The organism is Leclercia tamurae, from assembly GCF_025566055.1.
Lineage (GTDB): Bacteria > Pseudomonadota > Gammaproteobacteria > Enterobacterales > Enterobacteriaceae > Enterobacter > Enterobacter tamurae.
In genome coordinates this window covers 223,329-247,409 of record NZ_JAMHKS010000072.1, presented here as the reverse complement: position 1 = coordinate 247,409, position 24,081 = coordinate 223,329, and the positions used below count along the sequence as shown (strand labels likewise).

Genomic DNA, 24,081 nt, shown 5'->3' with positions numbered 1-24,081 from the left:
TTCCTCCTTAAACCGCGTCCGGCAGGTTGCTGAGCAGCTTATCCAGGGTGATGGGATAGTCCCGGACTCTTACCCCCGTCGCGTTATAGACCGCATTGGCAATGGCCGCGCCCACGCCGCACAGGCCCAGCTCACCCACGCCTTTGGCTTTCATCGGCGAGGAGATGGGGTCGGTGTCATCGAGGAAAATGACCTTCTGCTCGGGAACATCGGCATGGACCGGGACTTCATACCCGGCCATATCGTGGTTGACGAAATAGCCCAGTCGGGTATCCACCGCCAGCTCTTCCATCAGTGCCGCGCCCAGCCCCATGGTCATCGCACCGATAACCTGGCTACGGGCGGTTTTCGGGTTAAGGATGCGTCCGGCCGCGCACACCGCGAGCATCCGGCGCACCCGCACTTCCCCGGTCGCGCTGTCCACGCCCACCTCGATAAAGTGTCCGGCAAAGGTTGACTGCTGATACTGCTTATCCAGATCGCCGAACTCGATACCGTCCTCGGCGGTCAGCGTGCCGTTGGCGGCAGCCTCGGCAATGTCCGCGCTACGTATATCAGTCGTTATCTTGCCGTCGCTAAACTGCGCCTGGTTGGGATCAAAGCCCAGCGTCGTGGCAATGCTTTCGCGTAACTTCACGCAGGCGGCGTATACCCCCGAGGTAGAGGTATTCGCGCCCCATTGCCCGCCTGACCCGGCGGAGACCGGGAAGCTTGAATCACCGAGGTGAACCGTCACTTTTTCCAGCGGGACGCCCAGCATCTCTGCCGCCGTCTGGGCGATGATGGTATAGCTCCCGGTGCCGATGTCGGTCATGTCGGTTTCGACCGTCACGTTCCCGGCCGCGTCGAGATGCACCCGGGCGGCGGATTTATCCAACAGGTTATTACGAAAACCGGCGGCCATGCCGATACCCACCAGCCAGCGACCGTCGCGCACCTGGCCGGGCGTCGCGTTGCGCTGTTTCCAGCCAAACTCTTCCGCGCCGGTGCGCAGGCACTCGATCAGCTGACGGCGTGAAAAAGGCCGACTGGGATCGGCCGGATCGACCTGGGTGTCATTGAGGATGCGAAACTCAACCGGATCGACGCCCGCTTTTTCCGCCAGCTCGTCGATGGCGATCTCCAGCGCCATCATACCCGGTGCTTCGCCAGGGGCGCGCATGGCGTTGCCCTCCGGCAGATCCAGTTTGGCCAGCCGCAGGCCGGTATGGCGATTCGCGCCAGCGTAGAGCAGTTCCGTCTGCTGCACCGCCGTCTCCGGTGTACCGCCGGGCAGATTGCCGGACCAGCTGTCATGCGCGATGGCGGTAATTTTCCCGGTGCTGTCAGTGCCAATACGGATATGTTGAATGGTAGCCGGACGGTGGGTGGTGTTATTGGGGATCGTCGGTCGCGACAGCATCACCTTAACCGGGCGTTTTATGGCGCGGGCGGCCAGCGCGGCCAGCAGCGCATCGCTACGCAGGAACAACTTCCCGCCAAAGCCGCCGCCGATATACGGCGAGATGACCCGCACATTCTCTTCTGGGATCTTCAGGGTCTCCGCCAGATCGGTGCGGCACCAGGCCACCATCTGGTTGGAGGTCCAGACTGTCACCTTATCGCCCTCCCAGGTGGCCATCGAGGCGTGCGGCTCCATTGCCATATGGCTCTGATCGGGAGTGGTGTAGGTGGCATCCAGCTTCACCGCGGCGGTGGAAAAGGCGGATTCAAAATCCCCGGTGTTTTTATCGGGCGTATCCTCGGGAGGCTGTTTGACGGCGGGTTTTTCATCCGCCAGCGAGTACGATCCTTTTTCACGCCGGTAGCTAACCTGCACCAGCGACGCTGCCGCCCGGGCCTGCTCAAAGGTCTCTGCCACCACCAGCGCAACGGCCTGATGGTAGTGCTCTATCTTCGGGCCACCCAACAGCGTAGCCGCGTTTCTTTCGCCTTTGCCGAGCTCGCCTGCATTACTGGCGGTGATTACCGTTAGCACGCCCGGCGCGTTTTTCGCAGCCTGGGTATCGATGGTAGCGATCTCGCCTTTGGCGATCGCCGATCCAACGACATAGCCATAGGCCGCATTGGGCGCCTTATCATGCCACTCGTAGGCGTAGTGTGCCGTGCCGGTGGTTTTTAATGCACCGTCAATACGGTCGCGGGGCTGACCGACCACCGTTAAGCGATCGATCGGGTTTTCCCCTGCGGGTTTATCGAATTTCATACCTGAGCCCTCGCTTCGGTCAGCACGGAGGCAAGCGTTCGCTTCGCCAGGGTTAATTTGAACGCGTTTTCAGGCGTCGGGTGCGCGTCGGCAAACAACGCGTCATAGACGGCCTGGGCGCCCTGAGGGAGTTGCGCATCGGCCTGCTCAACCCGCCATGGCTTATGGGCCACGCCGCCCAGGGCGACGCGTCCGCTGCCGTCGGGCTGGACAATTGCGGCGACCGATACCAGCGCAAAGGCGTAGGAGGCGCGATCGCGGACTTTACGATAGATGTGCTGCCCACCCACGGGCGGCGGCAGGGTGACGGCGGTGATCAGCTCCCCTGGCGTCAGAACGGTTTCAATATGGGGCGTTTTCCCCGGGGCGCGATAAAAGTCGGCCAGCGGGATATTGCGCGCTTTGCCGTCAGCGGAAATGGTTTCCACTACCGCATCCAGCAGGCGCATCGCGACAGGCATATCGCCGGGATGGGTGGCAATACAGGCCTGGCTACCGCCCACGACCGCGTGCTGACGACTAAAACCCTCAAGTGCCGCGCAGCCGCTGCCGGGAAGGCGTTTATTGCAGGGCTGGTTGGTGTCGTAAAAATAGGGGCAGCGGGTACGCTGTAGAAGATTACCGGCCGTGGTGGCCTGGTTTCGGAGCTGCCCGGAAGCGCCCGCAAGTAGCGCCCGGGAAAGCACACCATAGTCACGGCGCACGCGCTCGTCGGCAGCCAGATCGGTGTTTCGCACCAGCGCGCCGATGCGCAGCCCGCCCTCGTCGGTGGCGTCAATGCTGTCGAGGCCAAGACCGTTCACATCGATCAGATGGGTAGGAGTCTCGATCTCCAGCTTCATCAGATCGAGCAAATTAGTGCCACCGGCGATAAATTTTGCGCCGCTTTTATCCCGGGCGCTGGCAGCGGCCTCGGCCGGGGTTTTTACCCGTTCATAGGTGAAGGCTTTCATGATTTAAGCTCCCCCGCAGCGTCTTCAATGGCGTCCAGAATGTTGGCGTACGCGCCGCAGCGACAGATATTGCCGCTCATGCGTTCGCGAATTTCATCCGCATTCATTTGTGGAGGGGAGACCAGATCGAGCGTAACGTGGCTGGGAATGCCCGCCTCGATCTCTTTCAGGACCGCGACAGAAGAACAGATTTGCCCTGATGTGCAGTAGCCGCACTGGAAACCATCATGTTTGATAAATGCCGCCTGCATGGGATGCAGATTGTCAGGCGTACCCAGTCCTTCGATGGTGGTGATCTCGGCATCCTGATGCATGACAGCCAGCGTCAGGCAGGCGTTGATCCGGCGGCCATCCACCAGCACGGTACAGGCCCCGCACTGGCCATGATCACAGCCTTTTTTGGTGCCGGTAAGCTGCAAATTCTCGCGCAGCGCATCCAGCAGGGTAGTGCGTGTATCCACCTCAAGTTGCTGACTTTTGCCGTTAACGCGCAGCGTCAGGGGCAGGATCTCAGGTGGGGGCGTGACCGCGGGCTCGCCCTCGGCCAGTGCGCCATGGGGGTAAACGGCCGCAGTCGCCGCCGCGGCGGCACTGACTTTTATCAGATCCCGTCGGGACAGGCTGAAATCGTGCGACTGACCATCTTCAGGGTATTCGCCTTGGTTGCTCATGCCAGGCCTCCGGTATTTAAGGGGATAAAAAAGAAAGAGGGTGCGACTGTGTCGTCTGATTTTTAAACGTTAAGCATAGACGGCGATGGGGGTGGGATTACTCTTAAATCGTGAATGCTGTTATGAGGCTATTTGATAAGTGGGCAGGGGGAAAGGGGAGGTGGTGAAGGCCGGCCCAGCTCATACGCCGGGTGACGCTACGCTTACCCGGCCTGTGAATGACTTATCTGCGCGTAAACTGCTGCTCGGTGATGGAGCTACCCCACTGATCGCCTTGCCACTCTTTCGCGAGTTCAAAACCGAATGACTCATACAGACGCCTTGCCGCCGCCAGTTTATTGAAGGTCCACAGCTGAACCGCAGAAAACGCCTTCTCATCGCAAAATTTCATCGCTTCGGCAATCAGCTTTCTGCCCACGCCGCTGCCGCGACAGCCGTCATCGAGGATAAACCAGCGTAAATGCGCCTCGTTGTTTCCCAGGTCTTCGCCATCAATGGCGACAGAGCCGACGATGCGCCCGTTGATCATTGCCAGCCAGATTTGATTGTCCGGGTTATCCAGACGCCCTGAAAATTCTGCCAGTCCCGCGGCGACCTTACTCTCAAAGAAACTGCCGAAATGGTGTTCGCGAGCATAAAAGCTGCCGTGCATTTCCGTTATGCGGCCAATCATGCCCGGGTGATAGCCAGAGACAATCTCGATGGCGCTCCTGGTGTTCAGGTCGGCATCATCGCGGCAGGCTTTCAGGGCGCTGGCATAGAAGCCAAGCCCCTCGGAAACAACGCGCTGCTGGCTGGCGTCCATTTTTTGCAGAGCAGAAATGACGCGTTCATTGCCATAGGCATTAATCTTCCGCACCGTTTCTTTGCCCTGTGCGCTAAGGCTCAGCTGCTTGAACCGCGCATCTTCCGTGGAGGGGGTTTCTTCCAGCTCGCCGGCCTTAATCAATTTTGCGAGCATCCGACTGACGCTGGATTTCTCAAGCCCCAGAACCTGCACTATCTGGGCTGCCGTCATTGAGCCCCGGCTCTCCATTTCCAGTAGGGTATGCACCACAGAAGGGGAGTAGTCCGTTGCCGCCAGGGTGTGATTCATGAATCCGAGTTCCCGCACCATCAGGCGCGACGAGATACGAATTTCTTCAACAATCGACGAGTCAGCCATCATTAACCTTAATCTGTGTAATTGGTTGTACTATACAACCATTTTCACAAGAGGCTGTCAATCAGGGCCAGAACCGCCAGGCTGCCAGCAGCAGCACGACGTTCACTACCACCGTGATCATAAAGTACGTTCTGAACGGCTGTTTCTGGGTTTTATGGCGAAACAGCTGCTGGCCGAGGATCGCCCCAGGCCATCCGCCCACCACGCCAAATAGCAGCAATGTCGACTCAGGTACCCGGCGCCAGGCTTTGCGGGCCGCCAGTTTGTCTGCGCCGTAGATGAGCATCGTTAGCACGCTGGCAAGCACAAACCACGTCGACAAAGGGTGTGGCAGCAGGGTGCTGCCCACCGCGGTAAGGACCAGAAGAAAATAACAGAGGGAATTGAGATTCATAGGACAGTAATGGCATGAGCGAAAACAGGGGAGGGCAATGATACGTGATTCTGGCGGGAGAGTAATCAGGCCTGGTCCGGTAACCGTTTTGCCAGACAGATCGCCTCTTCACGCCCGACATAGGGGCCATAGTTGTCTATCTGTCTATAGCCGTGCTTCAGGTAGAACTGCACGGCACGGGTGTTAATCTTTCGCGTCTCCAGCCACAGCTCACTATAGCCCATCGTTCGCGCCGCCTCTTCAAGCCAGGCGAGCAGCGCTGCCCCCGTGCCCGGATAAGCGCGGGAAGAGAACATCCGCTTGAGTTCGGCAGTGGTGTCCGAGAGGGGCCGCAACGCGCCGCAGCCAACGGGATAATTGTTTTCATCTTTCGCGACAGCCCACACGGCCCGCGCACCTGAGACATCCTGAGGGTTAAAGTGAGTTTTACCGCTGTCACCGGTAATCGCGGCCAGCTCAGCGGAGAGTTGCTCGATAAGTGCCTGCGAGTCGGCGGAGGTCGGGCTGGATTTTTCGATGGTTATCATTTTAAAAGGGTCAGGATTAGGTTCTGCTGCCAGTATAGGACAGCGTGGTAACCCGTATTCATACGAAAAACTTTTGAATACAAATGTACCCAACTTGGGTATACAATTATCAAGGAAACAGGATGAGGTGACGCAATGGAAGCGATTTTTATTGAATTACCCGCGTTTGAACGATATCGCGCCGAGTATCTTTCCGATGACGCTTACCGTGAATTTCAGAATGTGCTGCTCGCTAACCCGACAGCCGGAGAGGTTATCAGGGACTCCGGTGGGTTAAGAAAGGTTCGGTTTGTCGATGAGCGCAGAGGGAAGGGGAAGCGCGGAGGAATTCGGGTGATTTATTACTGGTGGAAAACAGAGAAAGAATTCTATTTGTTCACTTTGTACGATAAAGACCAGGCCAGTGATCTTACAAAAGAGCAGCGCCAGACTTTGAAGCACGCGTTAGAGCGTATCAAGGGGAAATGATGAGCAGAGATATTTTTTCAGAATTAATGGAAGGGATGGATGCCTTGCAGGAGCATAAGGAAGGCAAGCGCACGCTTCGTACGCACCACGTCGCTATCCGTCAGGAAACCGATTTAACGCCGGAGGAAATAAAGGATATCCGTCGTGATTTGAATTTGTCCCAGGCGCTGTTTGCGAGGTATTTGCATACCGCAACCAGGACCTATCAGAACTGGGAACAAGGTCTGGCAAAACCGAATCGACAGGCGGCGTTGCTGATCCGCATTGTACAAAAAAGCCCCCAGGCATTGTCACTGCTGGCGGCCATGAACTGATCCCCTTTACACCAGCCTGGCTGGAACAGGCGTTCCGCCGGGTTGGTTTATTACCCCGTCTCCAGTCCCCCGAAACTGACAATCCTGGAGCGCCCCAGCTCCTTGGCCCGGTACAGCGCCACGTCGGCGGCGCGCAGCAGGTTGTCGCTCTGGACGTGCTGCGGATAGCTGGCAATGCCGATCGAGACATCCACCGTGCCAATCTCCGCCAGCTCATAACGCAGGGCCAGACTGTGCACGTTGGTATGGATTTCAGAGGCGCAGGCAAAGGCCGCAGCGTCATCTGCCCCCGGGAGCAGGATCAGGAACTCCTCCCCGCCATAGCGAAACGCCATCCCCTTGTCGCCTACCGCGCGCTGCACCACCGTCGCCACGCTTTTAATCACCAGATCGCCGGCATCGTGACCAAACTTGTCATTAATGGCTTTAAAATGGTCGATATCGATCATCAAACAGCTAACGGGCTGGCCGGTATGCTGCGCCTGGCTGAGCTGGGTGCGCAGGGCATCCTCCAGATGATGACGATTGCGCAGATTGGTCAGCGGATCGAACAACGCTTTCTCGAGCAGAGCATCGCGCAGGCGCTGGTTGGCCAGCGCCAGGCCAAGTGCTTCGGCCATCAGCTCCAGATAGGCGCGGGACGGGGCCATCGCCGGGGTTACGTTCTGGAATGAGAGCAGACCGATGGTCTCGCCCTGAGCAATCAGGGGCACGCAGAGCGAATGGCTGGCGCAGGTGTCTGGCAGGTGATAGCAGGTGATATCCGGCTCGCCGGTCACCGGCGGATGGCTCTGCCCGCGACGCACCGCCCAGCACTGGTCCGGGTGGAAGGGTGCGGACTCGTCCTGCGGATCAAGCCATTCGGCGGCACAGTGCATTTGCCACGGCTCCCGTTCGAGGAGCCAGAGCCGTCCGGGAATCCCCGGCGCAATGCCGGGCGCGAACAGCCGCGCCACGTTCAGAACATCCTCGACGGATTCGCAGCCCTGCAGCCGCTGGGTCATGCGCGCCAGCAGTTCACGGATCGCCCAGTCGGCATCACGCTCCTGCTCCAGCCGCTGTCGCACCAGGCCGTTTTCGCGGAAGATGCGGATCGCCTGCGCCATATCGCCAATCTCATCGATCTGGCGGTAGTCCGGCGCTTCCACCGCATAATCCTGCGAGGCCAGCCGGTTGACCACATCGCTCAGGCGCACCACCGGGCGCAGCACCCGGCGTTTGAGAATAAACCCGAGCACAAACAAAAACATCAGCGCGGTCAGGCCAACCATCACCTCCGAGAGCGTACGCAGCGCCCGGGATTTCACCGTGGCATCGTCAATCGCCGCATCGGTGCGCCTGTCCAGCATCTGCCGAAAATGGTCGAGCTGATTTTGTACCTGCTCCAGTTCGCGCTCGTAACGCTCACCATAAATCAGCTCGATGGCCTGGGGTTGCTGCCCGCGCCCCACGCTGGCGATAGCACTCTGTTGCTCATCCTGCAGAGCATCGGCCACCTGCAAACCTTCGTGCAGCAGCGCCAGCTCTTCCTCACCGGCGCCCGCGTCATTCAGTTTTTGCAGGCGATGCTCGATCTTCACCATCGCTTGCGCTTTCTGGCGGTACGCGTCCGCCACCGCAGGATCCTGCCTGATGACGTACAACCGCGCCAGGTCGGAGAGCGCCCAGGCGTCAACCTCCACCTCTTCGGTGAGCTGATCGAATACATAGCGCTGTTCAACGGCCTGTCGCTCAACGTTTTCGGCGCTGGAGGCCATCAACATGGCCACGCCGGAAGCGAGAGTCAGACAGACCGTGGCGCCGTATGCCCAGTTAGTGATAGTGGCGATACGCACGGCTTATTCCTTCTTCAAAGATCAGGTGAATTTTTCCCTTCTTCGATAATCGCATCGTCAATCTCTTCGACATTACCGGCATGATCGCGACCCGAGAGCAGATTCCAGCAGGCGATAAACAGTGCGGCGATCAGCGGACCAATCACAAAGCCGTTGATGCCGTAAATCTCCATCCCGCCAAGGGTGGTGATCAGGATGAGATAGTCAGGCATTTTGGTATCTTTCCCCACCAGCAGCGGACGCAGCAGGTTATCCACCAGGCCGACCACCAGCACAAAGAACCCGACGATAAACAGGCCCTGCCACAGCTGATGGGTGGCGAAGAGGAAAATGGCCGCTGGCACCCAGACGATGGCCGAGCCGACCGCCGGGATCAGCGACAGGAACGCTATCAGCGCGCCCCACAGAATGCTGCCGTTAATACCGACGACCCAGAAGGCGATCCCACCCAGCAAACCCTGGACCAGGGCCACCACCGCCGTACCCTTAACCGTCGCTCTGGCGACTCCGGCGAATTTGGCAAACAGATGCTGTTTGGCGAAATTCGATAGCGGCAGGCTGTCGAGGATCTGGCGCACCAGCCAGGGGCCATCTTTCAGCAGGAAAAACAGCAGATAGACCATCACGCCAAAGCTGATGGCGAAGCCAAAGGTGCCTTTACCAATCAGGAAGGCGCTGCCGGCAAGGTATTGCCCGCCTCTTAATGCCGCATCAGAGAGCTTCTGCTGGATCTGCGAGGCGGTATCCAGGTCATGCTCGATCATCAGCGCACGCAGCCAGTCAGGCAGATGCGAGAACAGATTCGCGAACACCCCGGAAAACTGGGTGTCGTTCTGCTGCAGGCGCGTATAGACGATATTGAGTTCAAAGGCTAAAGAGGAAAAGATCACCATCAACGGGATAAAGACGATCAGGCAGATAAGCAGCACGCTCAACAGCGACGCCAGCCCGTTGCGATCGCCCATTTTGATACGCAGCGTATTTTTTACCGGGTAGAAAATCACCGCCAGGATCGCGGCCCACAGGATCGCCGAGAAGTAGGGTGACAACACATCAAAAAACGCCCAGGTAACGAGCAGGAGTATGAGTATGAAAAACCCTTTGGTCAGTCCGTTAAATCGCATTAGCTCATCCTTTATGTAATAAACACTACGACTATAGAGTGTTTTACGTAATTTAACATATTGCGATATTAAGCCGGGTGGCGGCTGCGCCTTACCCGGCCTACAGAAGCCATCCGTACGTAGGCCGGGTAAGGCATCGCCGCCACCCGGCAACAGGCCGCAATGCCCGCCAGTTTAGCGCCTGGAAAACAGATACCACTTTCGTCTGACCGACGGACCGACCGGCGCGGTACATGCTTTACGTATCGGCTTGCAGGAGGTCTCTTATGGCATGGCGACCCTATCTTTACGTCATTTACACGGTTCGGCCCCGGCTGAGCGCCCGTCGCGGTCGACTTCGTCTGGTGCATGGCTAGCAATTTGTTAACAATCGCGGTATAAAAACACCTTCTTTTGGATGTTTAGATGTCCATACGTATAGAAGGTGATATGCAAACAGAACAAAACGGGCAGCTACAGCGCACCATGAAGACCCGCCACCTGATCATGCTCTCCCTCGGGGGCGTGATCGGCACCGGGCTGTTTTTTAATACGGGTTACATTATTTCCACCACCGGGGCGGCGGGAACGCTGCTGGCCTATCTGATTGGCGCGCTGGTGGTCTGGCTGGTGATGCAGTGCCTCGGCGAACTCTCCGTGGCGATGCCGGAGACCGGCGCCTTTCACGTCTACGCCACGCGCTATCTCGGCCCGGCCACCGGCTACACCGTGGCGTGGCTCTACTGGCTCACCTGGACGGTGGCGCTGGGATCGAGCTTTACCGCCGCCGGATTCTGCATGCAGTACTGGTTCCCGCAGGTGCCGGTCTGGGTGTGGTGCGTGGTCTTCTGCGCGGTCATTTTCGCCCTCAACGTCATCTCGACCCGCTTCTTTGCTGAAGGGGAGTTCTGGTTCTCGCTGGTGAAGGTCATCACCATCATTGCCTTTATCATTCTCGGCGGAGCGGCAATCTTTGGCTTTATCCCGATGCAGGACGGTTCTCCCGCGCCGGGGCTGAGCAACATCACCGCCGAAGGCTGGTTCCCGCACGGCGGCCTGCCGATCCTGATGACCATGGTGGCGGTCAACTTTGCTTTCTCCGGCACCGAGCTGATTGGCATTGCGGCGGGTGAAACCGAAAACCCGCACAAGGTGATCCCTGTCGCCATTCGCACTACCATTGCCCGCCTGATTATCTTTTTTATCGGCACCGTTTTTGTGCTGGCGGCGCTGATTCCGATGCAGCAGGCCGGGGTGGAAAAAAGCCCGTTCGTGCTGGTGTTTGAGAAGGTCGGCATTCCCTATGCGGCGGATATCGTCAACTTCGTGATCCTGACGGCGATCCTCTCGGCGGCCAACTCCGGGCTGTACGCCTCCGGGCGGATGCTGTGGTCGCTGTCGAATGAGAAAACCCTGCCGCGCTGCTTTGCCCGGGTAAACAAAAACGGCGTGCCGCTCACTGCGCTGTCGGTGTCGATGCTCGGCGGCGTGCTGGCGCTCTTCTCAAGCGTAGTGGCCCCGGACACGGTGTTTGTCGCCCTGTCGGCGATTTCGGGCTTTGCGGTGGTGGCGGTGTGGATCAGCATCTGCGCCTCGCACTTTGTTTTCCGCCGCCGCCATCTGCAGGCGGGTAAGCCGCTGAGCGATCTGCACTACCGCGCCCCCTGGTACCCGCTGGTGCCGGTGCTGGGTTTTGTCCTGTGCCTGGTGGCCTGTATCGGCCTGGCCTTTGACCCGAGCCAGCGCATCGCCCTTTACTGTGGCCTGCCGTTTGTGGCGTTGTGCTACGGTGCGTACTACTTTACTCAAAATATGAAAACGCAGGAGCCTGAACATGTCGCAGAATAATCCGCTTACCGCCCTCCTTGAGACCCAGCCGTTTGTAGTGCTGGACGGGGCGATGGCAACGGAACTGGAAGCGCGCGGCTGCAATCTCGCCGACAGCCTGTGGTCGGCCAAGGTGTTAATGGAAAACCCGGCACTGATCCGCGACGTACACCTCGACTACTTCCGCGCCGGGGCGCAGGTGGCGATCACCGCCAGCTATCAGGCCACGCCGGACGGGTTTGCCGCCCGCGGGCTGGATGAGGCTCAGTCCCGGGCGCTGATCGGTAAAAGCGTGGAGCTGGCGCGCAAGGCGCGGGAAGCGTATCTCTCTGAAAACGCGCAGGCCGGTGCGCTGCTGGTGGCCGGTTCGGTCGGGCCCTACGGTGCTTATCTGGCCGACGGGTCGGAATACCGCGGCGACTACGTGCGTAGCGCAGAGGTGTTTCAGGCGTTTCACCGGCCGCGGGTGGAAGCGCTGCTGGATGCCGGAGCCGACCTGCTGGCCTGCGAAACTCTGCCGTCGTTTGCTGAAATTAAATCCCTGGCGGATCTGCTGGTGGCATACCCGCGTGCCCGGGCGTGGTTCTCGTTCACCCTGCGCGACAGCGAGCATCTGAGCGACGGCACCCCACTGCGGGAAGTGGTGTCGGTGCTGGCGAATTATCCGCAGGTTGTTGCGCTGGGTATCAACTGTATCGCGCTGGAGAACACCACCGCCGCGCTGCAACATCTGCAAAGCCTGACCGCGCTGCCGCTGGTGGTCTACCCGAACTCGGGCGAGCATTACGATGCGGTGAGCAAAACCTGGCATCACCACGGTGAAGCGTGCGAAACCCTGGCGGGGTATCTGCCGCAGTGGTTAGCGGCAGGCGCGAAGCTGATCGGCGGGTGCTGCCGCACGACGCCGAAGGATATTGCGGAGTTGAACGCGCAGCGCTGATTTTGTGCCGGGTGGCGGCTGCGCCTTACCCGGCCTACGTTTTGTGCAGTTCGTAGGCCCGGCAAGCGCAGCGCCGCCGGGCATCAATCACCGCACCTCTGCTCACGCCAGCAGTTCAATCACCCCTTCATCGGTTCTGAGCCAGCGCGGCATCTTGAGCGTATCGGCGTAGAAGCTGACCAGTTCTCCGAGCAGATCCTGGATGACTCTTTCCGCGTCCGGGGTGAGTGAGCCACTGATCAACTGCTGGGTCAGTACCTGGCAATAGCGTCCCAGCTGATCGGCCTCGGGCTCAAACAGAGGAAGACGGGTCGGGAAATCCTCAACCGTCAGGCTCGCTTTTAACGCCTCCGGAACGGGTTCGAGGAGCGTGGGTTGCAGTAGGGCCAGACAGGCCGCAAGTCGTCCGTAAAGGGCGATTTTTTCTGCGGGGATCTCGCACTCCAGCAGCGCATCCATAAAGCGCTCGCAGTTGTCCGCCAGCTCTGTAAAAGCGGTGCTGTGATTGAAGGGCAGGGTTAATAACGCATAAGTGTGGGTTAGGGTCGTTGCCATAAAGGCATCCTCCAGTATGTAGTGTTTGAACCACCACCGGAGAGGCTAATCTCGCGGGTGGTGGTGCCGAACGGAGTTAGCCTTACCGGCCATACTGGAAACCGGCGCATCTTACGATGCCCCCGTCCGGCCCACCATTGAGGTGTAACCGTACGCACGACATATTAAACACATGTCGCCAGTATGAAGTCCAGGAGGCTAATCCCGACGCCTGATTTTGCAGGCGTGGGAAAACGATACTGTGATAGCCCTGTTGCAACAAGGGTTATTCCCGGAAGCGGCCTCGCAAAAAAAGAAATTAAGGTGGGTGGTTTTGCCGGGTGGCGGCTGCGCCTTACCCGGCCTACGTTTTGTGCAGTTCGTAGGCCCGGCAAGCGCAGCGCCGCCGGGCATCAATCAGGCCACTTCAGCCAACACAAACATCCCGTACGGGTGGATCTCCAGGTAATACGTCTCCCCCACATCCGGCTGCAGCCTTGTGGCGTTCACCTGCAACAAAATCTCCTGCCCGTGCCACTCCACAATTACCTCGTACTGCGGCCCCATATAGGCCACGTGGCGGATCACGCAGCGCTGGCTCTCTTCGCCGTGCTGGCTCAGGGTGATCGCCTCCGGGCGCACACCGACGGTGCCGGTCCCCTGGGCGGCAAAGTGAAGCGGACGCGGCAGGCGGTAGCCGTGAATTGCCACAGACTCGTGGCTGAAGCTGGCCGGGAACAGGTTGGCATCGCCCATAAAGCTCGCCATAAAGCGCGATGCCGGCTGGCGATAGAGATCCTGCGGAGAGCCAATCTGCATGATGTTGCCCTTGTTCATCACCAGCACGGTATCCGAGACCGCAAAGGCCTCGCTCTGATCGTGGGTCACGTACAGTGACGTAATGTTGAACTGCTTTTGCAGCTCGCGGATCTTGTCGCGCATGCTGCGGCGCAGGTTGGCGTCGAGATTACTCAGCGGCTCATCAAACAGCAGCACTTTCGGTTTCAGGATCAGGGCGCGAGCCAGGGCCACACGCTGCTGCTGGCCGCCGGAGATCTGATCCACATAGCGATCGTCGAAGCCCTCCAGATCCACCATCGCCAGCGCCTCTTTGACGCGGGTTTTGATCTCTGCACGCGGCACGCCGAGCATCTTCAGGCCGTAGCCGACGTTCTCGCCCAGCGACATGTGCGGGAACAGGGCGTAGGACTGGAACACCATGCAGATATCACGCTGCTGAATGGAACTGTGGGTCACGTCCTCGCCGTCGATAAAGATCTGCCCATCGGTGGGCTTTTCCAGCCCGGCCACCAGACGCAGCACCGTGGTTTTACCGCAGCCGGACGGGCCGAGCAGGGTCACCATCTGCCCCTGCGGGATCGCCAGGTTGATGTTTTCAATCACCGTGTTCGCGCCAAAGCGCTTGGTCACGTTACGCAGTTCAACGAAATGTTTCTGAGTCATAGTGTTACGCCTGGTTTTTGGCTTTGGAGCGGGAGATACGAGCCTCACCGATCAGCCAGTCAAAGAGGAAAATGATCGCCAGCATGACCACAATCAGGATCGAGCCGTAGGCGATCGCCACGCCGTATTCGCCGTCTTCCACGCGGTTCAGAATGTAGGCCGTGGCCACGCGGGTATCCGGCGTGACGAGGAACACAATGGCGCTGACGGTGGTAATGGCCCGCACAAAGCTGTAGATCAGCGCCGACAGAATCGCCGGGCGCAGCAGCGGCAGCAGGATGTGTGTAATGGTGCGCAGCGACCCGGCACGCAGGCTCAGCGAGGCCTCATCCAGCGATTTGTCGATCTGGCCCAGACCCGCAATCCCGGCGCGAATGCCCACCGGCACGTTACGCATCACCATCGAGATAATGACGATGGCGGCGGTGCCCGTGAGGTACACCGGGGCGCTGTTAAAGGCCAGAATGTAGGAGACGCCCGCCACGGTGCCCGGTACGGCGAAGCACAGCATGGTGGTGAACTCGATGGTCTTTTTGCCCCTGAACTGCTGGCGCACTACCACCCAGGCGATCAGCAGACCAAACCCGGCGGTGATCGGTGCGGCGATCCCGGCGTACAGCAGGGTATCCAGCAGCGAAGGCCATGCCCCGTCGCTCATCCCCTGGCCGAACAGCTTGATAAAGTTATCCAGCGTCAGGGTGTAATCCACCCCCCAGTTGACGGTAAAGCTGCCGTAGAAAATGCTGCCGTAGAGCAGGGCGTTAAAGGCGATCCACACCGTCAGCAGGGCAACGACTCCCCACACCAGGGTCACCGGCAGCGGCTGGACGTCACCGCGATAGGACTTGCCGGAGACCGTGACATAGGAGCGTTTGCCGATCCACATGTACTGGATGCAGAACACCAGCAGCGAGAACAGCAGCAGGAACGCCCCGAGGGTGCTGGCGGCCTGATAATCGAGCTGCGAGCCGGTGATGTAGAAGTAGATCTGCGTGGCGAGCACGTCGAAGTTACCGCCCAGCACCAGCGGGTTACTGAAGTCCGCCAGCGACTGGACGATAACGATCAAAAAGGCGTTGGCCAGCGCCGGTTTCAGCAGCGGGACAAAGACGCTGTTAAAGGTCTGCCAGCGGCTGGCGCGCAGGGTATAGGAGGCTTCTTCCAGCGACGGGTGAATGGTCTTGATCGCCCCGTCGAGGATCATAAAGGCCATCGGGGTAAAGGCCAGCACCTGCGCCAGCCAGATGCCGGTGAAGCCGTACAGCCAGTTGGTGTTGGTCAGGCCAAACCAGTCGACCATCAGCTCGGTAACGTAGCCGGAGCGGCCCATCATCAGCGTCACGCCCAGACCCACCACGAACGGCGGGGTGACGATCGGCAGGATCGAGAAGATGCGGCCAATAATGGCGCTGCGTTTGGCGATGCGGGTGGTGTAGATCGCCAGCACCAGGCCGAAGAAGGTGCAGCCGATCCCCACCGCAATGGCGAGCAGGATCGAGTTGATGATGACCTGAATGATGTGCGACTGCGACAGCACATTCATAAACGCCAGCGGGGCGAGCTCGCCCGCATCGTTGGTGAACATCGGAATAAAGATGGCGATGCTCGGCCAGACGATAAAGATGCCGATCAGCGCGACGATGGCGATCAGCGAGCCGATCACAAAGCGGTCGCCCCCCAGCCACTCAAGGCGCGTCAGGGCGAGGGTCATGATCGCCCCCAGCGCCACAAACAGCACGATCGTGGCATAGCCTAAACCGCGCCCTTCGATCGTGGCGCTGATGACGATAAAGGCCATGCACAGCAGCGCCCAGCCGGCGTCGAGGTAGTGGCGGCTGCGCTGCTCGCGTTTTGCCTCGTTAAACGGGCGCACCAGCAGCAGGCTCGGGAGCAGATACCACAGCCAGCTGATGTTGAAGTGCGACCAGCTGTAGGCCGCGAGGATCTCGTCCCCGGTGGATTCCAGCAGGCCATAATCCAGGCTCCAGCTCGGCAGCAGGGCAAAGGCCAGCCAGCCAACGAAAACCCAAAGGAAGACCGCATCCCGTTTTTTCACGGGATGAAGAGCGAGTGTCTGTGACATAGGTATTCCGGTGTTGTAGGCCGGGTAAGGCGTTTACGCCGCCACCCGGCAAAGGTTCGCAGGAGCGGGCTTATTTACCCATCTTCACGTCGCTGACCCACTTGTTGATCAGCGCCTTGCGCACGTCCGTTGAGCCGTACTTATCCATGTCGTAGCTGATCAGCTTCAGGTCATCCAGCTTTAGCGAGTTCGGGGAGGTCTCGGCGGTGGTGTTGGTCAGGATCTGATAGGACTTGCCCTGTTTCCACGCCAGCTCCTGAGCCTCTTTCGACAGCACCCAGTCCACGAACAGCTTCGCGTTCTCTTCGTTACGCGCGCCCTTCAGGATGCTGACGCCGCCGATTTCATACCCGGTGCCTTCGCACGGAGAGATCAGCTCCAGCGGGGCCCCTTGCTCTTTTTCCAGCGAGTAGTCGTGCAGGAAGCCGATGCCGATGGCCGTTTCACCGCGGGCGGCGTTACGCGCCGGGGCAATACCCGATTTGGTGTACTGGGAGACGTTGCCGTTGAGCTGCTTCAGGTAATCAAAGGCCTGATCTTCACCCCACAGCTGGACGAAGGTCGCCAGCGCGGTATAGGCGGTGCCGGAGCTTTGCGGATCGGCAATCTGGATCTCGCCTTTGTATTCCGGTTTGGTCAGATCTTTCCAGCACTGCGGCACCGGCAGGTTCTTCTCTTTCAGGCGCTGGGTGTTAACGCCAAAGCCCAGAATGCCGACATAGACCGCCGAGGAGAGGTTGCCTTTCACCTTCGCCGGATCGCGGAATTTCTCCATGATCTGCTCGAGGTTGGCGGATTTGTATGGCTGCAGCAGCCCCATCTCACCGGCCTGGGATTGCGGGTCCAGAGTGCCGCCGTACCAGACGTCGGCCTGCGGGTTTTTCTTCTCGGCATCGACCTTCGCCAGGGTGCTGCCGGAGCCGTTGCGGATAAAGGAGGTTTTGACATCGTACTTATCGCCGAATGCTTTGGTTTCGGCTTCGCACATTTCGTTGGTGGCGCTGCAGTAGACCACCAGACGGCCTTTGGCCTGTGCGGCACCGGTTAAGGTGGCCAGCGCGATCCCGGAAGCAATGAGGGTAGAGAGAAGCGTTGTTTTCATTATTCAGCCCTTGTTATGACGTTATGTGACTGCGAGAAGCGGTGATGCCCGCCATCAGCAGCGGCATCAGGAGTAAACCCATCAGCACGGCGGCAATCGAGAGCAAACTGAACATCCCCGACCAGCCGTAGCGTTCGATAACCTGTGACAGCGGCCACCCGGCCAGCGCCGCCCCCAGATAAGCGAACACGCCAAGAAAACCGGTAATCGAGCCTGCTGCCTGCTTGTGTCCGCACTCCACGGCGGCAAGACCGATGAGCATCTGCGGACCAAAGACAAAAAATCCCACTGTAAAAAAGCACATCGCCAGCAGGGCGTAGTGATGAACCGGGGCCAGCCACAGGGCCGCCACCGACACCATTAATCCCAGCGTGAACAGCAAAATCATCGGTGCCCGCTGGCCGCTGAACAGCAGATCCGATCCCCAGCCGGCGAACAGCGCCCCGAGCAGGCCGCCGACTTCAAACAGCATCACCGTGGCGTTGGCGCTCAGCAGGTTGACCCCGTGGCTCTCCGCCAGCCAGATGTTGCCCCAGTCGTTGAGGGCGATGCGGATCAGATAGACCAGCACATAGGACGCCCCGAGCAGCCAGATCATCGGGTTTTGCAGCATGGTGGTGCGTAACATCTGCCACAGCCCCATCGGCGGGCTCTGTTGTTGCTGGCGCAACTCCAGCGGATCGTTGCGCCACTCCCCGACCGTCGGGAGACCCTCTTCCTGCGGTGTGCCCCGCAGTTGTGTGGTCAGCCACAGGCCGAGCACGATACTGATGATCCCCGGTGTCAGCATCGCTGCCTGCCACCCCCAGCGATGGGCGGCGAAGGCACAGATCAGCGGAATAATGGCCCCGCCGATGTTGATAGAGGTGTTCCAGCATCCCCACCAGAAGCCGCGCTCGTTGCGCGAATACCAGTGGGTGAGCAATCTGGCGCAGGGCGGCCATCCCCAGCCCTGAAAGAAGCCGTTCAGCGTCCAGATAAACAGCAGCAGCGGCAGGGAGTCGCCGAAGGCGAACAGCACGTTCAGCACCCCGGTGGCCATCAGGCCGATACCCATAAACGCCCGCTGGCCTTTGCTGTCATGCCACAGTCCGGCGGCAAATTTCGACAGGCCGTAGCTGAGGTAAAACAGCGACCCGATCAGGCCGATGTCGCTTTTGCTCAGCCCCAGATCCATCTGCAATGCAGGCAGGACGTAGTTGAGGCTTTTGCGCGTCAGGTAAAACGCGGCGTAACCAATCACCATGCAGATCAGCAGTCGCGGACGAAGCCGGCGATAGCGTTGAGTAACCTGGTCAGCAGACAGTGCGGGCATGACGTTCTCCGTTTGAGATGACTGTATGAAAGCACGACGAAAAAGGGATGAGAGAAAGTCTGGCGTGACTAAGACTTTTTCCTGGTTAGCGGTGTGTTTGATGCAAAACTGTGGGCAGGTTAACAATTACGCGCGTGCCGCCCTGCGACTCCAGGGTTAACTCCCCGCCGAGAGCATGCACGCGCTCGCGCATCCCCTGAATACCAAAACCGGGCATCTGCTGCGGGCTGATGCCGCTGCCGTTATCCCGCACCTCCAGGCGCAGCTGGTCCTGGTGCTGGCAGAGCAGGATGCTGACCTCGTTGGCATCGGCGTGTTTGCTGACGTTATTCAGCAGCTCCTGCAGCAGGCGATAGAGGGTAAAGACCAGGGTTTCGCTCTGGGGCGGGGCCGCCAGCTGGTACTCAAACCGGCACTGGATCCCGCGCTCGGCAAAGGCGAACTCGTTCACCAGATGGTGCAGGGCCTCATTGAGTGACAGCTCGTCCAGCACCGGGGGGCGCAGCTGACGCAGCAGCTGGCGGGTGGAGTGATGGATGCGCCTCGCCAGCTCGTTGATCTGCCCGGCGGCCTCCAGCGCCTGCGGGGTATCGCTCGCCCGCTTCACCAGCTGGGACTGGATCTGAATCGCGGTGATGTTCTGGCCAATCTCGTCGTGCAGCTCCCGGGCCAGGTGCTTGCGGGTATCCTCTTCGGTATGGATCAGCTTTTCCGCCAGCGCGCGCCGGGCCTGCAACTCCGCCTCCAGCCGACGGCGATAGTGATCGAGGTTCATCGCCAGATGCTGCTGGCGGCTGATGGCGATCCCCAGCCCGATCCCCAGCAGCGACTGGGTGGCGAGGAAAATCTCCAGCTCCAGCAAGTCGCTGAATCCCACGCCCACCTGACGGGCGATGGTGATCATCATGCTGCCCAGCAGGCCGGAGAGCACGCCCCCCTGCCAGCCGAACTTCCACGCCATCACCACGTTGGGCAGGAAGACCACGATCAGCAGCAGCCGCTCGAGGGCCGGGGAGAGCACCATCTGGGTGCCGATGCCGATAATAAAAAACAGGCTGCACCAGATAATCAACGAGGTACGCAGGGGCGGGTTGCTGGTGTCGAGCCCCAGCAGATGATAGCGGTGCTGCTGGCGTAAAAACTCAAACACCAGGTAGACGAACGGGGTCAGCAGCACCCCGCCGGTAAAGGAGGCCAGCGCCAGCAGGGTGGTCGGGCTGTCGAGAAAGGGCGCCAGGATCAGGGTCTGGAGCAGGGCGTTAAGGCTCACCGCGGCGATCAGCAGCGAAAGGCGCTGCCAGTAGAGCGGAAAGCGGTGCCAGAAATATTGCGCCAGCCACGCACAGACGGTACCCACCAGCGGCACCATCAGCATCAGATGATGGGTGAGCAGTTGTTCGCTGTGCAGCCAGAGCATCGCCGCCAGCGGGGGAAGGATCAGTGCTGGCCAGAAGCGGCGCGAGAGCACGATCAGCAGCGCCAGATAGACGCCCTGGGGCAAAAACAGCGCCGCCTGCTGCCCGTTCTGGGTGAGGTAAAAGCTGAGCGTCCACAGCATCAGCCAGCCGGTGCCCCAGGCCAGCATAATAAACAGCGAGAGAATGATGTGCCGCAGGGAGCGCCGCATCAGTGGCCGGTCAGCAGCTGGTGATCGAGAGCAAAATGCACCAGCTCGATGGTGCTGTTGCACTGCAGTTTGCCCAGCACGTTGGCGCGGTGCACGTGAACCGTCTTGTGGCTGAGTTCGAGTTTGAAAGCAATCTCCTTCACGCTGTCACCCTTGACCAGCAGCTCGAACACCTCTTTCTCGCGCGGGGTCAGCGCGGCCAGCGCCTGCGACACCGGCTCGCCGCCGCGCAGGGCTTTCACCGCATCGGCACAGAGATAATGGCCGCCCATCCCGACGGAACGCACCGCCTGCACTAACTCTTCCGGCCCGCAGCGTTTGGTGAGATACCCGCTGGCCCCCGCGTCCAGCGCGCTCTGCACAAAGGCCGGGGTGTCGTAGATGCTGAGGATGATGGCGCGAAACCCCGGGCGCTGCTGGCGCAGGCGTTTGAGCAGGCTCAGGCCATTCTCATCGGGCATGGCGACGTCGAGCACCGCCACGTCGACGGCATCGCGGGTGAGGGCGGGCCAGGCCTCGGCGGCGCTGCTGTACTGGCCTTCCACCACCAGATCGTCTTCCAGATTTAACAGCTGGGCGAACCCGGATCGCACCACCACGTGATCGTCCACCAGCACCACTTTGATCATCTCAGATACCTTTGCGGAATAATCCACCTATGATGCCTGTCAATGCTTGTCTGGCAATCACGTGCCTGTGGTTATGTAACGGATGTAACAAAATTGCAATAAATGCCGATGATGCGTAGCGATCCCGGCTTGGGTACTATTTTTAATATAAATCAATATTTTTAAAATATTAATCGACTGAATATTTATTTCGCCATCAATCGCTAAATCCTATTTAAATAATAGCCTTTGCCAATAATCATCCTTGATAACTGTCAACAAACCCACCCCGCACCCTTTTATGATGAACACGCAAAAAAGAGAAAACAAATTCGTATTCTGGATGCTCTGTTCTTAAGGATGGAAAATGAAAATATTAACCCGTATTGCCGCCCTGTGCGCTGCAGGGGCGGTGGTCTGTTATCTGGGATTATCAGGCTACGTCTGGTATCACGATAAAGCCCGTATTCAGGAAAGTGATGTTCAGCTTTCGGCAATAAAAGAAAATAATCAAATTCTGAGCCTGTTCCGGGAGAAGGGGTGCGATTATTGCCATACCCCTTCCGCCGCCTTACCTTTCTATGCCTCATTACCCATTGCTAAACAGCTGATGGAATATGACACCCGCCTCGGGTATCAATCTTTTAATCTTGAAGATATACGTAGTGCATTAATTAATGACCGCGCTGTACCGCAAAGCGATCTGAATAAAATCGAATGGGTAATGCAACATAACACCATGCCGCCGACACGCTATGTCGCGCTGCACTGGGCCGGAAAAATGAATGACGAGGAGCAGCTGATGATCCTTAACTGGATCAAAAAGCAGCGCGAAAGCCATTACGCCAGCCCGGACATGGCCGCCGCCCGTCGCAATGAGCCGGTGCAGCCGGTGCCGAAATCCTTACCGGTGGAGGATCAGAAAGTTGCGCTCGGCTTCCGCCTGTATCACGACACCCGTCTCTCCGGGGACAGCACCATCTCCTGCGCCAGCTGCCATTCGCTGAACGCGGGCGGGGTGGATGGCCGCCAGACCTCGCTGGGGGTTAACGGCGCGGTAGGGCCGATCAACGCCCCGACGGTGTTCAACGCCACCTTTAACCTCGAGCAGTTCTGGGATGGTCGCGCCGCCGATCTGCAAAACCAGGCCGGCGGCCCGCCGCTGAACCCGATTGAGATGGCCTCCAAATCCTGGGATGAGATCGTTGCGAAGCTGGATGTCGATCCGGCGCTGAAAACCGCCTTTGAGGCGGTCTACCCGCAGGGCTTCAACGGCGACACCATCACCGATGCGATTGCCGAGTATGAAAAAACGCTGATCACCCCCGATGCGCCCTTTGATAAGTGGCTGCGCGGGGATGAAAACGCCCTGACGGCTCAGCAGAAGCACGGCTATGTGCTGTTCAAGGAGAACAAATGCGCCACCTGCCACGGCGGGGTGATCCTCGGCGGACGTTCATTTGAACCTCTGGGGCTGAAAAAAGCGTATGACTTCGGGGACGTGACCGCCGCCGATATCGGGCGCATGAACGTCACCAACGAGGTGCGTGACCGTCTGCGGCAGAAGGTGCCGGGCCTGCGCAACGTGGCCTTAACCGCTCCGTACTTCCACCGCGGGGATGTACCGTCCCTCGACGAGGCGGTGAAGCTGATGCTGCGCTACCAGGTGGGCACCAGCCTGCCGCAAAACGAGGTGGACGATATTGTCGCCTTCCTCAACAGCCTGACCGGGGTCTATACCCCTTATCAACCAGGCAGCCGTTAATCAGACTGTAGCGTCCTTTGTTTGCCGGGTGGCGGCTACGCCTTACCCGGCCTACTTCTGGTTTCAGGTGCCGGCGTTATGCTTTTAGCGCCTGTCTATTGCCGAATTTTTTCTAAAAACGATTCGGCATTAACGATGCTTTTTAATTCCTTTATCAAAATTCCGCTGCCGGAAATACTGCCCCCATAACAACTCGGGGAGCAGACATTATGGCAATTTCATCGCGGTTTACCTTATTTGGCGCGTTGGCGCTGTGGGCCGTTCAGGCACAGGCGGTGGACGTCACCATCGCGTATCAAACTTCCGCGGAGCCAGCAAAAGTGGCGCAGGCGGATAACACTTTCGAAAAAGCGAGCGGCGCGAAAGTCGACTGGCGTAAGTTCGACAGCGGCGCCAGTATCGTGCGGGCCCTGGCCTCCGGCGACGTGCAGATTGGCAATCTCGGCTCCAGCCCGCTGGCGGTGGCTGCCAGTCAGCAGGTGCCGATCGAAGTCTTCCTGCTGGCCTCCCAGCTCGGCAACTCCGAAGCGCTGGTGGTGAAGAAAAACATCACTAAGCCCGAGGATCTGATCGGCAAACGCATTGCGGTGCCCTTTATCTCCACCACCCACTACAGCCTGCTCGCAGCCCTGAAACACTGGAACATCAAGCCGGGGCAGGTGGAGATTATCAACCTGCAGCCACCGGCGATTATCGCCGCCTGGCAGCGGGGCGACATCGACGGGGCTTACGTCTGGTCGCCTGCGGTAAATGAACTGCAAAAAGACGGCAGCGTGCTGACCGACTCCGCCCAGGTGGGCCAGTGGGGCTCGCCAACCCTCGACGTCTGGGTGGTGCGCAAAGACTTTGCCGAGAAGCATCCGGAGATCGTGAAAGCCTTCGCCAAAAGCGCCATCGATGCCCAGCAGCCCTACATTGCCAACCCGGATGAGTGGCTGAAACAGCCCGCCAACCTGGAGAAACTCGCTCGCCTGAGCGGGGTGCCGGAGGCCGACGTGCCGGGGCTGGTGAAGGGCAATACCTACCTGACGCCTGCCCAGCAGCTGCAACAGCTGGCGGGGCCGGTGAATAAAGCGATTGTTGATACCGCCGGCTTCCTGAAAGAACAGGGCAAAGTGCCTGCGGTGGCGGCGGACTACAGCCAGTACGTGACCGATCGCTTTGTGAAGTAAGGGGGAGC

At 59.3% G+C, this 24,081-nt stretch carries 21 protein-coding genes; 6 read left to right on the top strand and 15 right to left on the bottom strand.

Annotated elements, in window-relative coordinates; genetic code table 11:
• Positions 1-7: 7 nt before the first annotated feature.
• The 6 genes from paoC to M8318_RS11395 all read right to left on the bottom strand — a co-directional run bounded on the left by paoC (position 8) and on the right by M8318_RS11395 (position 5,916).
• Complete coding sequence (gene paoC / locus M8318_RS11420; RefSeq protein WP_262662659.1) at positions 8-2,206, bottom strand: aldehyde oxidoreductase molybdenum-binding subunit PaoC; 2,199 nt, start codon at positions 2,204-2,206, stop codon at positions 8-10.
• A complete protein-coding gene (locus M8318_RS11415; RefSeq protein ID WP_262662657.1) occupies positions 2,203-3,159 on the bottom strand; it encodes an FAD binding domain-containing protein in 957 nt (318 codons plus the stop codon). Before M8318_RS11415 ends, paoC begins: the two co-directional genes overlap by 4 nt.
• Positions 3,156-3,830, bottom strand: coding sequence for an aldehyde dehydrogenase iron-sulfur subunit PaoA (paoA, locus tag M8318_RS11410; protein WP_262662655.1), 675 nt, complete (start codon positions 3,828-3,830; stop codon positions 3,156-3,158). The genes M8318_RS11415 and paoA overlap by 4 nt, the downstream gene beginning before the upstream one ends.
• A gap of 223 nt (positions 3,831-4,053) precedes the next feature.
• Positions 4,054-4,998, bottom strand: a complete 945-nt coding sequence (locus M8318_RS11405) for a bifunctional helix-turn-helix transcriptional regulator/GNAT family N-acetyltransferase (protein ID WP_262662653.1) — start codon at positions 4,996-4,998, stop codon at positions 4,054-4,056.
• 58 nt (positions 4,999-5,056) lie between these two features.
• On the bottom strand, positions 5,057-5,389 hold the full coding sequence (locus M8318_RS11400; protein ID WP_262662651.1) for a DUF1294 domain-containing protein: 333 nt from the start codon (positions 5,387-5,389) through the stop codon (positions 5,057-5,059).
• A 65-nt stretch (positions 5,390-5,454) separates the two neighbouring features.
• A complete protein-coding gene (locus tag M8318_RS11395; protein WP_262662649.1) occupies positions 5,455-5,916 on the bottom strand; it encodes a GNAT family N-acetyltransferase in 462 nt (153 codons plus the stop codon).
• A 135-nt stretch (positions 5,917-6,051) separates the two neighbouring features.
• Between M8318_RS11395 and M8318_RS11390 the strand changes: the two genes are divergently transcribed.
• Positions 6,052-6,384 (top strand): toxin, encoded by a 333-nt coding sequence (locus tag M8318_RS11390; RefSeq protein ID WP_262662647.1) that lies wholly within the window; start codon positions 6,052-6,054, stop codon positions 6,382-6,384.
• Positions 6,381-6,698, top strand: a complete 318-nt coding sequence (locus M8318_RS11385; protein WP_106992073.1) for a helix-turn-helix domain-containing protein — start codon at positions 6,381-6,383, stop codon at positions 6,696-6,698. Before M8318_RS11390 ends, M8318_RS11385 begins: the two co-directional genes overlap by 4 nt.
• A 50-nt stretch (positions 6,699-6,748) precedes the next feature.
• Here the strand turns inward: M8318_RS11385 and M8318_RS11380 are convergent, their stop codons facing one another.
• Together M8318_RS11380 and M8318_RS11375 are read right to left on the bottom strand one after the other, a co-directional pair.
• The gene (locus M8318_RS11380; RefSeq protein WP_262662645.1) at positions 6,749-8,533 is read right to left on the bottom strand and encodes a diguanylate cyclase; all 1,785 of its coding nucleotides are present in this window, start codon (positions 8,531-8,533) and stop codon (positions 6,749-6,751) included.
• Positions 8,534-8,547: 14 nt separating this feature from the next.
• Entirely contained in the window at positions 8,548-9,657 is a 1,110-nt protein-coding gene (locus M8318_RS11375) for an AI-2E family transporter (protein WP_262662643.1), read from the bottom strand.
• Between the two features lie 429 nt (positions 9,658-10,086).
• Here M8318_RS11375 and mmuP point away from each other — a divergent pair, with 429 nt between their 5' ends.
• Both mmuP and mmuM read left to right on the top strand, forming a co-directional pair.
• A complete protein-coding gene (gene mmuP, locus M8318_RS11370; protein WP_106992076.1) occupies positions 10,087-11,484 on the top strand; it encodes an S-methylmethionine permease in 1,398 nt (465 codons plus the stop codon).
• On the top strand, positions 11,471-12,403 hold the full coding sequence (mmuM, locus tag M8318_RS11365) for a homocysteine S-methyltransferase (protein ID WP_262662642.1): 933 nt from the start codon (positions 11,471-11,473) through the stop codon (positions 12,401-12,403). Before mmuP ends, mmuM begins: the two co-directional genes overlap by 14 nt.
• Before the next feature lie 102 nt (positions 12,404-12,505).
• On the opposite strand, the gene M8318_RS11360 is transcribed toward mmuM, so the two are convergent.
• The 7 genes from M8318_RS11360 to M8318_RS11330 form a co-directional block, all read right to left on the bottom strand.
• Positions 12,506-12,958, bottom strand: a complete 453-nt coding sequence (locus tag M8318_RS11360; RefSeq protein WP_262662641.1) for a hypothetical protein — start codon at positions 12,956-12,958, stop codon at positions 12,506-12,508.
• A 396-nt stretch (positions 12,959-13,354) separates the two neighbouring features.
• Entirely contained in the window at positions 13,355-14,401 is a 1,047-nt protein-coding gene (gene fbpC, locus M8318_RS11355; protein ID WP_262662640.1) for a ferric ABC transporter ATP-binding protein, read from the bottom strand.
• Between the two features lie 4 nt (positions 14,402-14,405).
• A complete protein-coding gene (locus M8318_RS11350; protein WP_262662638.1) occupies positions 14,406-16,484 on the bottom strand; it encodes an ABC transporter permease in 2,079 nt (692 codons plus the stop codon).
• Between the two features lie 70 nt (positions 16,485-16,554).
• Positions 16,555-17,586: an ABC transporter substrate-binding protein gene (locus tag M8318_RS11345; RefSeq protein WP_106992080.1), complete on the bottom strand. Its 1,032-nt coding sequence runs from the start codon at positions 17,584-17,586 to the stop codon at positions 16,555-16,557.
• 13 nt (positions 17,587-17,599) lie between these two features.
• Positions 17,600-18,901 carry an MFS transporter family glucose-6-phosphate receptor UhpC gene (gene uhpC, locus M8318_RS11340; RefSeq protein WP_106992081.1) on the bottom strand — a complete coding sequence of 434 codons (1,302 nt, stop codon included), beginning with the start codon at positions 18,899-18,901 and terminating at the stop codon, positions 17,600-17,602.
• An 85-nt stretch (positions 18,902-18,986) separates the two neighbouring features.
• A complete protein-coding gene (locus tag M8318_RS11335; protein WP_262662634.1) occupies positions 18,987-20,528 on the bottom strand; it encodes an MASE1 domain-containing sensor histidine kinase in 1,542 nt (513 codons plus the stop codon).
• Positions 20,528-21,157 (bottom strand): response regulator transcription factor, encoded by a 630-nt coding sequence (locus M8318_RS11330; RefSeq protein WP_166181682.1) that lies wholly within the window; start codon positions 21,155-21,157, stop codon positions 20,528-20,530. The genes M8318_RS11335 and M8318_RS11330 overlap by 1 nt, the downstream gene beginning before the upstream one ends.
• A 346-nt stretch (positions 21,158-21,503) precedes the next feature.
• On the opposite strand from M8318_RS11330, the gene M8318_RS11325 reads away from it, so the two are divergent.
• On the top strand, positions 21,504-22,901 hold the full coding sequence (locus tag M8318_RS11325) for a cytochrome-c peroxidase (RefSeq protein ID WP_262662633.1): 1,398 nt from the start codon (positions 21,504-21,506) through the stop codon (positions 22,899-22,901).
• Positions 22,902-23,110: 209 nt separating this feature from the next.
• Positions 23,111-24,073, top strand: coding sequence for a taurine ABC transporter substrate-binding protein (gene tauA / locus M8318_RS11320; protein ID WP_262662632.1), 963 nt, complete (start codon positions 23,111-23,113; stop codon positions 24,071-24,073).
• The last annotated feature ends 8 nt before the right edge of the window (positions 24,074-24,081 follow it).

Bases quoted from the DNA above. Each gene is read 5' to 3' on its own strand.
- paoC (WP_262662659.1), bottom strand. From the start codon at position 2,206: ATGAAATTCGATAAACCCGCAGGGGAAAACCCGATCGATCGCTTAACG.
- M8318_RS11415 (WP_262662657.1), bottom strand. From the start codon at position 3,159: ATGAAAGCCTTCACCTATGAACGGGTAAAAACCCCGGCCGAGGCCGCT.
- paoA (WP_262662655.1), bottom strand. From the start codon at position 3,830: ATGAGCAACCAAGGCGAATACCCTGAAGATGGTCAGTCGCACGATTTC.
- M8318_RS11405 (WP_262662653.1), bottom strand. From the start codon at position 4,998: ATGATGGCTGACTCGTCGATTGTTGAAGAAATTCGTATCTCGTCGCGC.
- M8318_RS11400 (WP_262662651.1), bottom strand. From the start codon at position 5,389: ATGAATCTCAATTCCCTCTGTTATTTTCTTCTGGTCCTTACCGCGGTG.
- M8318_RS11395 (WP_262662649.1), bottom strand. From the start codon at position 5,916: ATGATAACCATCGAAAAATCCAGCCCGACCTCCGCCGACTCGCAGGCA.
- M8318_RS11390 (WP_262662647.1), top strand. From the start codon at position 6,052: ATGGAAGCGATTTTTATTGAATTACCCGCGTTTGAACGATATCGCGCC.
- M8318_RS11385 (WP_106992073.1), top strand. From the start codon at position 6,381: ATGATGAGCAGAGATATTTTTTCAGAATTAATGGAAGGGATGGATGCC.
- M8318_RS11375 (WP_262662643.1), bottom strand. From the start codon at position 9,657: ATGCGATTTAACGGACTGACCAAAGGGTTTTTCATACTCATACTCCTG.
- mmuP (WP_106992076.1), top strand. From the start codon at position 10,087: ATGCAAACAGAACAAAACGGGCAGCTACAGCGCACCATGAAGACCCGC.
- mmuM (WP_262662642.1), top strand. From the start codon at position 11,471: ATGTCGCAGAATAATCCGCTTACCGCCCTCCTTGAGACCCAGCCGTTT.
- M8318_RS11360 (WP_262662641.1), bottom strand. From the start codon at position 12,958: ATGGCAACGACCCTAACCCACACTTATGCGTTATTAACCCTGCCCTTC.
- fbpC (WP_262662640.1), bottom strand. From the start codon at position 14,401: ATGACTCAGAAACATTTCGTTGAACTGCGTAACGTGACCAAGCGCTTT.
- M8318_RS11350 (WP_262662638.1), bottom strand. From the start codon at position 16,484: ATGTCACAGACACTCGCTCTTCATCCCGTGAAAAAACGGGATGCGGTC.
- M8318_RS11345 (WP_106992080.1), bottom strand. From the start codon at position 17,586: ATGAAAACAACGCTTCTCTCTACCCTCATTGCTTCCGGGATCGCGCTG.
- uhpC (WP_106992081.1), bottom strand. From the start codon at position 18,901: ATGCCCGCACTGTCTGCTGACCAGGTTACTCAACGCTATCGCCGGCTT.
- M8318_RS11335 (WP_262662634.1), bottom strand. From the start codon at position 20,528: ATGCGGCGCTCCCTGCGGCACATCATTCTCTCGCTGTTTATTATGCTG.
- M8318_RS11330 (WP_166181682.1), bottom strand. From the start codon at position 21,157: ATGATCAAAGTGGTGCTGGTGGACGATCACGTGGTGGTGCGATCCGGG.
- M8318_RS11325 (WP_262662633.1), top strand. From the start codon at position 21,504: ATGAAAATATTAACCCGTATTGCCGCCCTGTGCGCTGCAGGGGCGGTG.
- tauA (WP_262662632.1), top strand. From the start codon at position 23,111: ATGGCAATTTCATCGCGGTTTACCTTATTTGGCGCGTTGGCGCTGTGG.